At 61.7% G+C, this 13,085-nt stretch carries 12 protein-coding genes; 6 read left to right on the top strand and 6 right to left on the bottom strand.

What is annotated here, in order from left to right:
• Positions 1 to 618 precede the first annotated feature (618 nt).
• Together KO539_RS13055 and KO539_RS13050 are read right to left on the bottom strand one after the other, a co-directional pair.
• A complete protein-coding gene (locus KO539_RS13055; protein WP_219310023.1) occupies positions 619 to 1,500 on the bottom strand; it encodes a methylenetetrahydrofolate reductase in 882 nt (293 codons plus the stop codon).
• Between the two features lie 4 nt (positions 1,501 to 1,504).
• Positions 1,505 to 2,404: a LysR family transcriptional regulator gene (locus KO539_RS13050; protein ID WP_219310022.1), complete on the bottom strand. Its 900-nt coding sequence runs from the start codon at positions 2,402 to 2,404 to the stop codon at positions 1,505 to 1,507.
• 127 nt (positions 2,405 to 2,531) lie between these two features.
• Here KO539_RS13050 and msuE point away from each other — a divergent pair, with 127 nt between their 5' ends.
• The 3 genes from msuE to KO539_RS13035 all read left to right on the top strand — a co-directional run bounded on the left by msuE (position 2,532) and on the right by KO539_RS13035 (position 5,212).
• A complete protein-coding gene (gene msuE, locus KO539_RS13045) occupies positions 2,532 to 3,113 on the top strand; it encodes an FMN reductase (RefSeq protein ID WP_219310020.1) in 582 nt (193 codons plus the stop codon).
• Between the two features lie 67 nt (positions 3,114 to 3,180).
• Entirely contained in the window at positions 3,181 to 4,158 is a 978-nt protein-coding gene (locus KO539_RS13040; protein WP_219310465.1) for a DUF1852 domain-containing protein, read from the top strand.
• A gap of 28 nt (positions 4,159 to 4,186) precedes the next feature.
• Positions 4,187 to 5,212, top strand: coding sequence for a methionine synthase (locus tag KO539_RS13035; protein ID WP_219310011.1), 1,026 nt, complete (start codon positions 4,187 to 4,189; stop codon positions 5,210 to 5,212).
• A gap of 25 nt (positions 5,213 to 5,237) precedes the next feature.
• Here KO539_RS13035 and KO539_RS13030 read toward each other — a convergent pair whose 3' ends face one another.
• From KO539_RS13030 to KO539_RS13020, 3 genes are all read right to left on the bottom strand, one after another.
• Positions 5,238 to 6,482 (bottom strand): type II toxin-antitoxin system HipA family toxin, encoded by a 1,245-nt coding sequence (locus tag KO539_RS13030; RefSeq protein ID WP_219310009.1) that lies wholly within the window; start codon positions 6,480 to 6,482, stop codon positions 5,238 to 5,240.
• Positions 6,469 to 6,768 carry a helix-turn-helix transcriptional regulator gene (locus KO539_RS13025; protein ID WP_219310007.1) on the bottom strand — a complete coding sequence of 100 codons (300 nt, stop codon included), beginning with the start codon at positions 6,766 to 6,768 and terminating at the stop codon, positions 6,469 to 6,471. Before KO539_RS13025 ends, KO539_RS13030 begins: the two co-directional genes overlap by 14 nt.
• A gap of 199 nt (positions 6,769 to 6,967) precedes the next feature.
• Entirely contained in the window at positions 6,968 to 8,635 is a 1,668-nt protein-coding gene (locus KO539_RS13020) for a methyl-accepting chemotaxis protein (RefSeq protein WP_219310006.1), read from the bottom strand.
• Between the two features lie 268 nt (positions 8,636 to 8,903).
• On the opposite strand from KO539_RS13020, the gene KO539_RS13015 reads away from it, so the two are divergent.
• Positions 8,904 to 11,327, top strand: coding sequence for a DUF3772 domain-containing protein (locus tag KO539_RS13015; RefSeq protein WP_219310004.1), 2,424 nt, complete (start codon positions 8,904 to 8,906; stop codon positions 11,325 to 11,327).
• Here KO539_RS13015 and KO539_RS13010 read toward each other — a convergent pair whose 3' ends face one another.
• Positions 11,328 to 11,816: a DUF2938 domain-containing protein gene (locus KO539_RS13010; RefSeq protein WP_219310002.1), complete on the bottom strand. Its 489-nt coding sequence runs from the start codon at positions 11,814 to 11,816 to the stop codon at positions 11,328 to 11,330. It abuts the gene before it with no gap.
• Positions 11,817 to 11,875: 59 nt separating this feature from the next.
• Here KO539_RS13010 and KO539_RS13005 point away from each other — a divergent pair, with 59 nt between their 5' ends.
• Both KO539_RS13005 and KO539_RS13000 read left to right on the top strand, forming a co-directional pair.
• Entirely contained in the window at positions 11,876 to 12,520 is a 645-nt protein-coding gene (locus KO539_RS13005; RefSeq protein WP_219310000.1) for a metalloregulator ArsR/SmtB family transcription factor, read from the top strand.
• Positions 12,520 to 13,032 (top strand): ClbS/DfsB family four-helix bundle protein, encoded by a 513-nt coding sequence (locus tag KO539_RS13000; RefSeq protein WP_219309998.1) that lies wholly within the window; start codon positions 12,520 to 12,522, stop codon positions 13,030 to 13,032. Before KO539_RS13005 ends, KO539_RS13000 begins: the two co-directional genes overlap by 1 nt.
• The last annotated feature ends 53 nt before the right edge of the window (positions 13,033 to 13,085 follow it).

The raw sequence follows: 13,085 nt of genomic DNA, 5'->3' as shown, positions 1-13,085 counted from the left end.
CGACGAAGGTGGATATGAATACGAACCATAGCCGCTAGAGCGGCTACTACATGCTGGGCATTCCGCTCTTGCGCTAGCCGTGCGATGGCCTCTTGTTGGTGCGGTACATCTCGACATGTTGTAAGCCTTCCATTGATAAATGCTTTTTCAAGCAAAGGGTAAAGCAACTGGTCGGTGGAGTGCCATTCTGGTTGCGTCGACTCGGGCTAGGAACGAATTGCTTTTCCACCCATAGCGGAACGTCGCAGTAGCAGTGTACATCAGCAAGGTTGGATACCCAACGACAAGATCAGCTTCATATTGGTTCGCAGGAAAGCATCGGTTTCTGGATGTCCGTAGCCGCCGAGGAGCTTTTCAAGATGACGCTGTTGATGCGCGGGCGTTCTGAATCGCCATGAGTTTGCTAGATGCTCGACAGCCTCAGAAAGTATCACTTTACGACTTTATTTTGCAACCTCGCTATAGATTGGTATATGGTGGGCTGCCAATTTACGACTTTATCAAGTTCCGCGCCGTGACAATTCTGGGTTTTTGCCCTTGATCAATTTACGACTATATTTGGCAAGAATATCTCTGGTGGCACGCTGCCGCCAGAGAGGCGGTCGTCACACAGGATGCTCAAGGGGCCGGGGCGGTGCTAGAACGGTACTGCTCCACCCACTTCACCGACTGCGCGATGCCGCCAAACGGAAAGAAATGCAGGCTGACCTTGCCATGTGCTTCTGTCAGCCCGGCGGCCAGGCGATCAACAAACACATCCGGCCCCGCCGTGCCGAACAGCTTGCCGATGGAAACCCCGTACTTGGATAACATCGATGTGCAGGCGCCCACGCCGCACACTGCGGCATAGCGCGCCAGCACCGCGATGCTCGCGGGGCCCGGCACGCCCACGCGCACGGGATGGTTGATGCCACGCGCGCGCAGCGCTTTTAACCACGTCAACACGATGTCGGCATCAAAGGCGAATTGCGTGACGATCAAGGGCGTCATGCCGCGCTTCTCGATGCTGTGACACTTGCGTTCAAGCACATCCCACTGCTCGGCCGTGCTCATCACTGGATGGCCTTCCGGGTGACCGCCCACGCCGATCACCTGCATGCCCGCGCGCTCGAAAACGCCTGTGTCGATCAGCGAGGCACTGTCGGAAAACGGCCCCATCGGGGTCGACGGATCGCCAGCGATCACGAAGCAGCGCTCGACGCCGGCTTCAGCGGCCGCGCGCTGGACGAATGACTCCAAGCCGGCGAGCGAGACGATACGGCGCGCAGACAAGTGCGGCATGGGCTCAAAGCCTAGCTTGCGCACGGCGTGCGCCGCGGCCAGCCGCGCGTCGTCGTCCTCGCGTGCCAGGTAGGGAATGGCAATCGTGGACCCAGGCAATATCCGGGGCGCCGCCGCGCTCAAAGCAGCAATGTCCTTCGTACTGGCTTCCAGGGAATAGGCATCAGTGATGTTGTCAGCGGGCCAGGGCTGAGCGGGATGCATCAAGTGGCCGACCATAGCCTCACTGCGCATGAGCGCTGGCAGGCTGGCGCGCCAATGCGATGAAGGCCTTCACGTAGTCGATGGCGATGTCCGTCTCGCGTGCGCCCAGGAAGATTTGCTTGGCGATGCCGCGCGCGCCCAGCCGTACCGGCACCACATCCATCTTGGCCGCGTATTCCTCGACCAGCCAGCGCGGCAGGGCGGCCACGCCGCGGCCGCTGGCCACCATCTGCAGCATGATGTCGGTGGTTTCGATGGCTTTGTGGCGCTTGGGCGTGACGCCGGCCGGCAACAGAAACTGGTTATAGATGTCCAGACGCTCGATGTCGACGGGGTAGCTGATCAGTACTTCCTGGGTCAGTTGCTGCGGTTTTACATAGGCCGCCGACGCCAGGGCATGGCCCTTGGCCACGACCAGCACCTGCTCGTAGTCGAACACGGGTTCGAACGTCAGCCCCGGCTTGTACAGCGGGTCGGGCGTGACCAGCAGGTCGATCTCGTAGCCGAACAGCGCGCCGATGCCGCCGAACTGGAACTTTTGCTTGACGTCCACATCCACGTCGGGCCAGGCGGCCAGATAGGGAGACACCACTTTCAGCAGCCACTGGTAGCAAGGGTGGCATTCCATGCCGATGCGCAACGCACCGCGCTCGCCCTGCGCGAACTGGCCCAGGCGCTCTTCAGCCAGGTCCAGTTGCGGCAGCACCCGGTTCGCCACCGCCAGCAGGTACTGGCCGGCCTGCGTCAGGCGCAGGTTGCGCCCTTCGCGCAGCCAGACGTCGGTGCCCAGTTGCTGCTCCAGTTTCTTCATGCTGTGGCTCAGGGCCGACTGGGTCAGGTGCAGCACGCTGGCGGCGGCCGTCAGCGAGCCTTGTTTTTCGACCTGCTGGACGATGCTGAGGTGGATGCGTTCAAGCATTGAAATGAGCCATATTCATGGATGTATGAAATAAGACCATTATACTTCATCGATTCCCCCCGCTATCATCCATCTCCTTGTTGTTGGCATTCTTCGCCCTCGCGCATCACTCCCTATGAAAGCAAACATGACACGTCCACTTCGCTTAGTCGCGGTTTCCGGCGGGCTGCAACGTCCTTCCAAGGCGGCAGCCCTGGCAGAGCACCTGATGGATCTGATCGCCGAGGAAGTGCTGTGCGAACAGCGCCTGGTCGAGCTGGGCCAGCTCGCACCGCAGCTTGCCGGCGCGACCTGGCGCTCCCACCTGCCCGAGACGGTGGAGCGCGAACTTGCGGCGGTCGAGCAAGCCGACATTGTGGTGGTGGCAACGCCGGTCTTCCGTGGTTCCTACACTGGGCTGTTCAAGCACTTCTTCGACTTCATTGACCAGGATGCCTTGATCGACAAGCCGGTCTTGCTGGCGGCCACCGGCGGCAGCGAGCGCCATGCCCTGATGATCGACCACCAGTTGCGGCCGCTGTTCAGTTTTTTCCAGGCACGCACCTTGCCGCTGGGCGTCTACGCGACCGACAAGGATTTCCTCGACTACCGTCTGCAGGACGAGGCCCTGATTCAGCGGGCCGCGCTGGCCGTCCAACGGGCATTGCCCTTGGTCGGCTTGACGCGCCATGCGAGACATGCCGCCGCTGAAGCGCTGGTCGCGGCCTGATACGCATCGCCACGGTCACCAGGCAAGCAACACATTCAACTTTTCGCAGACTTCAGGACAGATCACCATGAGCAAAGATTTTGTATTCAGCATCAAGAGCATTGTTTTCGATGAAAACTATCACCCATCGGACAGCACGCGCTTGACGACCAACTTTGCCAATCTGGCCAGGGGAGAGCGTCGCCAGGAGAACTTGCGCAACACCCTGAAAATGATCGACAGCCGTTTCAACAGTCTGGCGCATTGGGACAATCCGAAGGCAGACCGCTACTCGGTGGAACTTGAAATCATTTCCGTCGAGTTGAATATCGGTGCCGAAGGCGACAATATTCCATTGATCGAGATATTGAAGCCGAATATCCTGGATAAAAAAACCAATGAGCGCATCGATGGCATCGCCGGCAATAACTTCTCCTCGTACGTGCGCGATTACGACTTCAGCGTGCTGCTGCCAGAGCACAACAATAATCAATCCACGTTTGGCACGCCGGACAATTTCGGCGATTTCCATGGCAAGCTGTTCAAGCACTTTGTCAAATCAACTGCTTACAAAGCGCGCTTCAGCAAGCCGCCGGTGATCTGCATCAGCGCCTCGAGCAGCAAAACCTATCAGCGCACTGAAAACCAGCACCCCATCCTGGGCGTCGAGTATCAGCAAAATGAGTTCTCGTCGACGGATGAATATTTCGAGAAAATGGGGATGCAGGTGCGCTATTTCATGCCGCCAAACAGCTCCGCACCGCTGGCCTTCTACTTTATCGGCGACCTGCTGGGTGATTACAGCAATCTTGAGCTGATCGGCACCATCAGCACGATGGAAACATTCCAAAAGATTTACCGGCCCGAGATTTACAACGCCAATTCCGCGGCAGGGAAGTTGTATCAGCCTAGCCTGAAGAACCAGGATTACTCACTGACACAGATTGTCTATGACCGCGAAGAGCGCAGCCAGCTGGCTGTCAAGCAGGGCAAATATACGGAAGAGCACTTCATCAAGCCCTACAAGCATGTTCTTGAACAATGGTCTGCGAACTACGCTCTCTGATTAATCACAATACACGACATCAATCATCATGAAAAAATTATTGCCTACTTCCACCGCCGGCAGCTTGCCCAAACCTTCCTGGCTGGCGCAGCCTGAAAAACTCTGGTCGCCGTGGAAATTGCAGGACGAGGAATTAATCGAGGGCAAACAGGACGCCTTGCGTTTGTCACTGCAGGAACAGCAGCTGGCAGGCATCGATATCGTCAGCGATGGCGAACAGACCCGCCAGCATTTCGTCACCACGTTCATCGAGCATTTGAGCGGCGTGGATTTTGACAAACGCGAGACCGTCAGGATTCGTGACCGCTACGATGCGAGCGTGCCGACCGTCGTTGGTGCGGTGAGCCGTCCGAAGCCGGTTTTTGTGGAAGACGCCAAGTTTTTACGTCAGCAAACCAAGCAGCCGATTAAATGGGCGCTGCCAGGCCCGATGACGATGATCGATACGCTGTATGACAGCCATTACAAGAGCCGCGAAAAACTGGCCTGGGAATTCGCCAAGATCCTTAATCAGGAAGCGAGGGAACTGGAGGCGGCTGGCGTCGACATCATCCAGTTTGACGAACCTGCATTCAATGTTTTCTTTGATGAGGTCAATGACTGGGGTATCGCCACCCTGGAACGGGCCATCGAAGGACTCAAATGCGAAACGGCCGTGCATATTTGCTATGGCTACGGCATCAAGGCCAATACGGACTGGAAAAACACGCTGGGCTCCGAGTGGCGCCAATATGAAGAGTCTTTCCCGAAGCTGCAGAAATCGAATATCGACATCATCTCGCTCGAATGCCACAACTCGCGTGTGCCCATCGACCTGATTGAACTCATTCGCGGCAAGAAGGTGATGGTCGGCGCCATCGACGTGGCCAGCAATACCATTGAAACCCCGGAGCAAGTGGCCGACACCCTGCGCAAAGCGCTGCGCTTTGTCGATGCCGACAAACTTTACCCGAGCACCAACTGTGGCATGGCGCCCTTGTCGCGTCAGGTAGCAAGAGGCAAGTTGAATGCGCTCAGTGCAGGTGCGGAAATCATCCGGAGAGAACTTTCCTAATCGGCTGGTGACGTTACGCCTGCGCCTAAGCCAGGCGCAGCAGCATTATTCGCAAGCGCTCCGCCATCCGTGCCCGCAAGGCCGCGTTCAGCAGCGGCGCCACCTGCGCAAAAGCGTTCGCGATGCGCACCATCAAGGCATCGAGATACTCTTCCGCCTGCCCGCGTGTGGCGAAGCCAAAACGGGTCACATCGCGCAGCATGGCGTCGCGCGTGATGTCGCGGCGGCCGGCGCTCACTTGCATGACCAGTGATTGCGGCTCGTCTTCCGTATCCGGTACGACATCGAAGGCGGGCGAGAGGCGCCAGTGTTGCTCGTCCAGATCGAACAGCACGGCGTGGTTGCGCGGATGGTCGTCGTTGTTGCCGACGACGCCATTGAAGACCATACGGCCAAACAGTTCGATGCCGTCTTCTGGTGGCGCGCCGATGCGCCGCAGTTCTTCGGCCAGGCGTGGATAGCTTGCACCATCGCTGTCGGCCGCTTCCACCGGTGGATATTGCACTTGCAGCAGCGAGGCCGCGCTGGCCGTCATGATGCGTCGTGCGCCACGCCGGTCGTAGCGCAGGATGCGTACCACGCTGCGTTCGGCCGTCAATGCATGGTGGCGCGTGTCGGCGAAACGCAGGCCGGCCGCCCTGCCCCATTGCATCGTCGCGTGTTCCAGCAGTGCCAGGTCGACCGTATCGGTCATCAAGCCCGGTTTCACCAGCCAGTAATCTTCACCGTCCTGCACCGTGGCTTTCGGGCGCGCGCCGCCCATGCTCGGGGTGGCGAACAGGCGCTTGCGCAAGGGCGCATTGAGTGGTGGCCGGCTTTCCGCGATGGCCAACAGTTCTTGCACCAGCGCGTCCAGGCGATGCAGCCTGGGACTGGCCAGCTGCGCCATGTTCGGTTTGGGCGTGTCGCCCACGGCCAGCGCACCCCAGCGGTCACCATTGCCCGATAGGCGCAAGAACTGGATCGCCGTGGCTTTTTCGCCCAGCTGGTGTTCGCGGCGTATCAGCATCTGTCCCCAGGAATCGGGACTGGCGTCGCGCAGCACGTCATGCAGGCCGTCATAGCGGCGCGCCAGGTGTTCCATGCCGGGAATGAAAGGCAGATTGACGGGATCGATGGCCCAGGACAAGCCTGCATCGGCATAGCTGGGCGCGTACAGAAAGCTGCCGATGCCGGTGCGTGCATTGAGCACATAGCGGCCGGCCACCACCCATTCGCCGTTGTCGGGCCGTTGCAGATAGACAAACAGGGGACGGCTAGAAGTAGCCATCGTCGCCCCCGTTCAAGGTGGGGCGGCTGCGGATGTTGGCGCTGTCCATTTGCCACAGCGCCGCGTCCGGTTCCGGCGCCGTGATGGCAAGGATGCCGAGCACGTGGAAGGCGGCCAGGAACAGCCCCACGTTGACGGATGCCTCGCCCCGTTCCATGCGTTGCAGGGTGGGGTGCGAAATGTCGAGGCGGGCGCACAGGTCGCGTGCCGTGATGTTTTGCTGCACCCGCTGCTTGCGCACGCACTGGCCCCATATCCTGAGCCGCTCGTTGACGAGCGTCGGCATGGCATCTTCCGGGCGGGCACGTTTTGTCATAATCAGGAAGTGAACATGGAAGTGAACATATTTTTTATATTGTAGTCCTTAATTGCAAGAATATGTACGCAGCAATTGAGCTAGCAGTTGAGCTTTAATGTAAACATAAAATTGAATTTAATACGACTAAATTCAATCTTATGTTCATGGTACACCCCGTCGCGCTATTCTAAAATTCCTCCCACTGCGCCGGTGCGCTGGCGCGTTGCGGCGCCGCTGTCACGCTCACGCGCATTGCCGTGCCGGTCGCTGGCCGCGCGGTAGCCGTCGGCAAGGTCGTCGCTGCCGCGCCGTCCAGTTTAAATACGCTCACCACCTGCGCCAGGGTCGCCGCCTGCTCCTGCATGGCAGCGGCCGCGGCGGCCGATTCTTCCACCAGGGCCGCATTTTGCTGGGTGACATTGTCCATTTCGCTGATGGCCTGGTTGATTTGCTCGATGCCGGCCGTCTGTTCCGCGCTGGCCGAGGTGATGTCTTCCATGATGTCGGTCACGCGGCGCACGCTGTCGACCAGGTCGGTCATGGTGTCGCCGGCTTGATGCACGAGCTCGCTGCCGGCTGCCACGCTCCGGGTCGAGTCGTCGATCAGGGTCTTGATTTCCTTGGCGGCCGCTGCCGAGCGATGCGCCAGGCTGCGCACTTCCGTGGCCACGACGGCAAAGCCGCGTCCCTGTTCGCCTGCGCGCGCCGCTTCCACGGCCGCGTTCAAGGCCAGAATGTTGGTCTGGAAGGCGATGCCATCGATGACGCCGATGATGTCGGCGATTTTGCTCGACGAGGCGTCGATTTGCCGCATGGTCGCCACCACTTGGGCGATGACGGCGCCGCCGCGTTGCGCCACGCCCGAGGCCGTGTCGGCCAGCACATGCGCCTGGCGCGCATTGTCGGCATTCTGCTTGACGGTCGAGGTCAGCTCTTCCATGGAGGACGCCGTCTCTTCCAGCGAGCTGGCTTGCTGCTCCGTGCGCGCAGACAGGTCCAGGCTGCCCGCCGCCACTTCGGACGAGGCCGAGGCGATCGTTTCCGTGCCGGCGCGCACCGTGCCCACCGTGTGCGCCAGGCTGTCGTTCATGCGCTTGAGCGCCTGCAACAGTTGCCCCATTTCATCGCGCGACTGCACGGTGATCTGGCTGCGCAGATCGCCTGCGGCCACCGTGTTGGCCACTTGCAGCGCCGTGGCGACGGGACCGGTGATCGAGCGCGTGATGCCATATGCTAAGGCCGCTGCGATGGCCAAGGCCGCCAGCGACATGCCGATCAGCAAGGTGCGCGTGTTGGCATACGTGGCATTGGCATTGTCGCCCGCCGTGGTGGCCAGGGTGTTTTGCAAGCTGATCTGTTCAGCGATCAATTGCTTGTAGACCAGCAAGACGGGACGCAGCTGGCCGTACAGGTAGGCGCTGCTGTCGTCCGGCGTGCCGCTCCTGATCAGTTCAAGCAAGGCCTCCTGCCCCTGCGCGTAGCGCGTGTTGGCGTCGTTCATCTTCGCCAGCAACGCGCGTTCACGGTCGGAATCGAGCATGCTCGCGAGCTTGCCGAGATTGCCGGCCGCCGCCTGGCGCGCGGCCAGGATGGCGTCCGTTTGCTTGCGCTGGTCGGCTGGATCGGCGCTGAGCATCATGTTGCGCAGGGCAATGGCGATGTCGTTGATGTTGGCCGAGACGCTGTTGGCGAGCTCGATCTTCGGCATGCTGTCATGCACGATATGGCCGGTGCCCTGGTTGATCTTGCCCAGCATGGCAATGCCCAGGCAAGAGATGATGATCAGCATGGCGCCGATGGCGCCAAAGCCCACTGCAAGGCGTGTGCCGATGGTCAGGTTGGATAAAAACTTCATGGCTGTCTCAATACGGAGGGAATGGTGAAAAGGTCGGCGGCGTGCAGATGGCTGCCGCGCCGCCAAGCGGACGACGATCCTAGACCTTTTTGAATCATATTTCCATAGGGCAATATGCCTAGTTTCCTTCCGGGGCACACGCCGGTTCCGCTTATCCTGCGGCTTGGCGGTGTTTTCAGCTATATTGGCAGGCACCCGCCGGGCGGCACGCCTTGACCGGCGGCGCCGCCAATCCGGCCGTTTTTCTCATTTTCAGCCATAGGTCCGCATGACTTCTTTCCGTCTCCGTTTCTTTCCCTTCCTGCTGGCGTTGTTGCTGGCCTGCTCGCTGGCTCCCCCGCCCGCCTGGTCGCAGCCCGTCGATGACGCCGCCACGGCCGACCAGCGCCTCGATGGTTTGCGCAAGCAGATTACTGGTATCCAGAAGGCGCTCGATGGCGAGGCGGAGCTCGATGACGCGACCCTGTCGCAGATGCGCGCCGATGCGCTGGCAGCCAGCGCCGAGGCGGACAAGGTGGCCGACGCGCTCGCGCCCACGCTCTCCAGCGTGCAGGCGCGGCTGGCCGAGCTGGGCAAGCCGGCGGCGGGCACGAAAGATGCTCCTGATGTGGCGGCGCAGCGCAGCCAGCTGGACCGCACCAGCAGCGCGCTCGATGCGCAAGTCAAACTGGCGCGCTTGCTGGCCGTGGAAGCGACGCAGGCGTCAGAACAGGTGTCGACGGTGCGTCGCGCGCAGTTGCAGGCACGCCTGGGCGAACGCACGGCGTCGATACTGGCCGGCTCGTTCTGGAAGCAGTTGCATGCGGAATTGCCGCAGAACCTGCAGCGCCTGCGGGCGCTGGAGCTGGAATTGGCGAATGCGGCAAGCGCCACGCCGTGGTCGGCCTGGGGCGGCCTGCTGGCCGCCATCGTGGCCGTGATCGGCGCCAGTGTCTGGATTTCGCGCTATTTGCTGGTCGTCACTTCCACGCGCGTGCCGCACGGCCGCTTGCGCCGCTCCCTGCATGCGCTGGCCGTGCTGGTGCTGGCGCTGGCCACGCCGGGCCTGGTGGCGGAATTGCTGGCCATGGGGCTGCGCTGGGAGGGCGGCTTGTCCGAAAAGACCTCGACTTTCCTCAGCAGCTTGATCGGCATCATCTGTTTTGCCGGTTTCACGGCGGGACTCGGCCACGCGCTGCTGTCGCCGCGCCGCGTGTCGTGGCGTTTGCTGCCCCTGCCCGACGCGCTGGCGCACCGCATGCGCAATTTTCCATCGATGTTTTCCTTCATCGTCGTGCTCGTGTGGGCGACGGAAAGAGTCACCATCGTCATCAATGCGGGCTTGTCGACGGCCGTGGCCGTCAATTGCATCGTCGCCCTGGTGATGAGCACGACCATCGCCTATGGCCTGATGCGGGCCGAGCGCTGCTGGCGCCAGTTGCGCGAGGCCGATCCCGCCACCCTGGTCACGCCGCTGTGGCTGCGCTGCGTCACGGTGCTGCTGTGGCTGGCGCTGGCGTCCAGCGTCATCAGCTTGCTGATCGGCTATGTGGCCTTTGGCAGCTTTGTCGCCAAGCAAATCGCCTGGGTCATCGTGGTGCTGTGCAGTACCTATCTGCTGACGGTGCTGGTCGACGATATCTGCATGCTGCTGGCCTCGACGCCGCCGCCGCCGGACGCGGCCCATCCTGTGCTGGCCACGCCGAAGGCGCGCGACCAGGCGGCCGTGCTGCTGTCGGGCATCGGCCGCGCCATCGTCGTGCTGCTGGCCCTGATGTTGCTGCTGGCGCCGTTCGGTGAAGGTCCGGGCGAGCTGTTCCAGCGGATCGGCAAGCTGCAGGATGGCCTGGCCATCGGCGAGGTGGCGATCCGCCCTGCCGCGCTGATCCAGGCCCTGCTGGTGCTGCTCGTTGGTTTTGTTGCGCTGGGCCTGTTCAAGCGCTGGCTGCAAAACAGTTATTTGCCGACCACCAATCTCGACAAGGGCATGCAAGTGTCGTTCATCACCCTGTTCGGCTATATTGGCGGCGTGCTGGCCGTGGCGCTGGCCCTGTCGGCGGCCGGCATCGGCCTGGAACGCATCGCATGGGTGGCGTCAGCCTTGTCGGTGGGTATCGGTTTTGGCTTGCAGGCGGTGGTGCAGAACTTCGTGTCCGGCCTGATCCTGCTGGCCGAACGTCCCGTCAAAGTGGGCGACTGGGTGTCGCTCGGTGGCGTGGAAGGCGACATTCGCCGCATCAATGTGCGCGCCACGGAAATCCAGCTGAGTGACCGCTCGACGGTGATCGTGCCGAACTCGGAATTCATCACCAAGACGGTGCGCAACGTGACCCTGGCCAATCCGCTGGGCCTGGTGCAGGTCAAGCTGCCGCTGCCGCTGGGCACGGATGCGCAGGCGGCACGCGCGCTGATCCTGTCCGTCTTTGTCGACAATCCTGATGTGCTCGACACGCCCGCACCCAGCGTGCAGCTCGACGGCATCGACAATGGCTTGTTGCTGTTCAATGCCACCGGCTTTGCCTCGTCGCCGCGCCTGACGTCGGGCATCCGCAGTGCGCTGCTGTTCGAGCTGCTCAAGCGCCTGGACGATGCGCACATCGCGATTGCCAAGCCCAGCACGATGGTGCTGAGCACTGTGCCGGCGCAGCCCGAGGCGCCGGCCATGTCAGCCGTTGCACCGGCACCGGCTCCCGTGCCGCCGCTGACGAGCTGATCAGCGGATAGTCGACCACAGCAGGGCCGCCAGGTACAGGCCGACGCCGAACGCCGTGTGGGCTATCAGGCTGCGCAGGCGGGCGGCGTTTGGGTGCGGCGTCTTGCTGGCGGCCAGACCGGCGCCCATGCCCGGCTGCAAGATGCAAAATGGCGCGGCCACGCTCACCAGGCCCGCCAGCAGGGCCGGCACGAACGTCGGCTGTTGCACCCACTCCTGCCCCACCAGCGCCAGCAGCATGGCCGCAAACAGCACGCCGATGACGTAATGGGCCGTCCAGCCCAGGATGGCTTCATCGCGCACGGGCGCCGCCTGGGCAATATTTGTGTGCGTCATGGTGCCGCGCGGCAAATGGCCGAGCCAGCGCCCCACCATCGCAAAGTTCAGCGAGGGAATGCACCAAAAGCGTTTCAAGGCCACCGCCCACACATCCATCACCGCCGTCGCGCCCACGCCGATCGCCAGCGCATCAAGCCAGAGTATTTGCATTGCTGCTCCTAACATTCAATTGATTGCTTGAATGTTATAAGGGTGCTAGCATCGTGTCAATGAAAAATGCTGATATCGAATTGCTGACCGGTTCCGCCGGGTTTGCCCATATTTTAGGCAGCGCGCCCCGTTTGCGCCTGCTCGAGCAGATCGCGCATGGCGAGTATGCGGTGGAGCAACTGGTCGAGTTGACGGGTCTGTCCGTGGCGAATACGTCCCAGCATTTGCAGCAGTTGCGGCGCGCCGGTTTCGTGCAGGCGCGACGCGACGGCAAGCGCGTGCTGTACCGGCTGGGCAGCGGCCCCATCGTGCAATTGCTGGCCTCGCTGGAGCTGTATGCGCAGCACCAGCGCAGCGAGTTGCAGGCGCTGGGCCGGGGTGACCACGTGGAAGCGATCACGGGCGACGAGTTGCAGGAGCGCATGCGCGAGGCCAGCATCACCGTGCTCGACGTGCGTCCCGCGCAGGAATTTGCCGCCGGCCACTTGCCCGGTGCGATCAATATTCCTTTTGATGACTTGCAGCGCCGCCTCGGCGAATTGCCCGCGAACGCAGAGATCGCCGCCTACTGCCGCGGACCATATTGCGTGCTGTCCGTGCAGGCCGTGGCGGCCCTGCGCCAGCACGGCTTGCAGGCGCGCCGTCTCGGCAGCGGCTACGACGACTGGCAGGCGGCCGGCTTGCCTGTCGTGAAGGCGGCGTGATGGCGATCCCCGACAGCAAGCAGGAACTGCTCGACGCCATCAACAGCACCTACGCGAAACTGGCGCAAGAGCTGGCGCGCGTGCCGCCGGCGCTGGCGCGTGCACCCGTGCTGGAAGGACAAGTGGCGGGTACGCGCATGAGCGTGTGCGACTTGCTCGCCTATTTGGTCGGCTGGAACGAGCTGGTCTTGCACTGGCACGCGCAGCTGCGCGATGGCAAACGCATCGAGGACATCGCTTTTCCCGCCGAAGGTTTCACGTGGAACGCTCTGGGAAAACTGGCGCAGCGCTTCTATGCCGACTATGCTGAACTGGGCATGGATGACTTGCTGCTGCGCCTGGAGCAGGCCAAAAACCAGCTGCTGGCGCTGATCGAAAGCCATGATGACGCGCAATTGTATGGCCAGCCCTGGTACACGCATTACACGATGGGGCGCATGATCCAGTTCAACACGTCGTCGCCGTATGCGAACGCGCGCACGCGCTTGCGGGCCTGGCTCAAGACCGTGTAGCACAGTGAGCTACGGGCTTGCACGATTGCATCAGTACGTTCAGTAAAATTTCA

It is taken from the genome of Janthinobacterium sp. NKUCC06_STL (genome assembly GCF_019345455.1).
In the GTDB taxonomy this organism is placed as follows: Bacteria; Pseudomonadota; Gammaproteobacteria; order Burkholderiales; family Burkholderiaceae_D; genus Janthinobacterium; species Janthinobacterium rivuli.
This window is presented reverse-complemented; position numbering and strand designations above follow the sequence as displayed.

What these genes read in the sequence shown, in the direction of transcription:
- KO539_RS13015 (WP_219310004.1), top strand. Translation starts at nt 8,904, where the DNA reads ATGACTTCTTTCCGTCTCCGTTTCTTTCCCTTCCTGCTGGCGTTGTTG.
- msuE (WP_219310020.1), top strand. Translation starts at nt 2,532, where the DNA reads ATGACACGTCCACTTCGCTTAGTCGCGGTTTCCGGCGGGCTGCAACGT.
- KO539_RS13030 (WP_219310009.1), bottom strand. Translation starts at nt 6,482, where the DNA reads ATGGCTACTTCTAGCCGTCCCCTGTTTGTCTATCTGCAACGGCCCGAC.
- KO539_RS13035 (WP_219310011.1), top strand. Translation starts at nt 4,187, where the DNA reads ATGAAAAAATTATTGCCTACTTCCACCGCCGGCAGCTTGCCCAAACCT.
- KO539_RS13040 (WP_219310465.1), top strand. Translation starts at nt 3,181, where the DNA reads ATGAGCAAAGATTTTGTATTCAGCATCAAGAGCATTGTTTTCGATGAA.
- KO539_RS13055 (WP_219310023.1), bottom strand. Translation starts at nt 1,500, where the DNA reads ATGGTCGGCCACTTGATGCATCCCGCTCAGCCCTGGCCCGCTGACAAC.
- KO539_RS13010 (WP_219310002.1), bottom strand. Translation starts at nt 11,816, where the DNA reads ATGCAAATACTCTGGCTTGATGCGCTGGCGATCGGCGTGGGCGCGACG.
- KO539_RS13020 (WP_219310006.1), bottom strand. Translation starts at nt 8,635, where the DNA reads ATGAAGTTTTTATCCAACCTGACCATCGGCACACGCCTTGCAGTGGGC.
- KO539_RS13000 (WP_219309998.1), top strand. Translation starts at nt 12,520, where the DNA reads ATGGCGATCCCCGACAGCAAGCAGGAACTGCTCGACGCCATCAACAGC.
- KO539_RS13025 (WP_219310007.1), bottom strand. Translation starts at nt 6,768, where the DNA reads ATGCCGACGCTCGTCAACGAGCGGCTCAGGATATGGGGCCAGTGCGTG.
- KO539_RS13005 (WP_219310000.1), top strand. Translation starts at nt 11,876, where the DNA reads ATGAAAAATGCTGATATCGAATTGCTGACCGGTTCCGCCGGGTTTGCC.
- KO539_RS13050 (WP_219310022.1), bottom strand. Translation starts at nt 2,404, where the DNA reads ATGCTTGAACGCATCCACCTCAGCATCGTCCAGCAGGTCGAAAAACAA.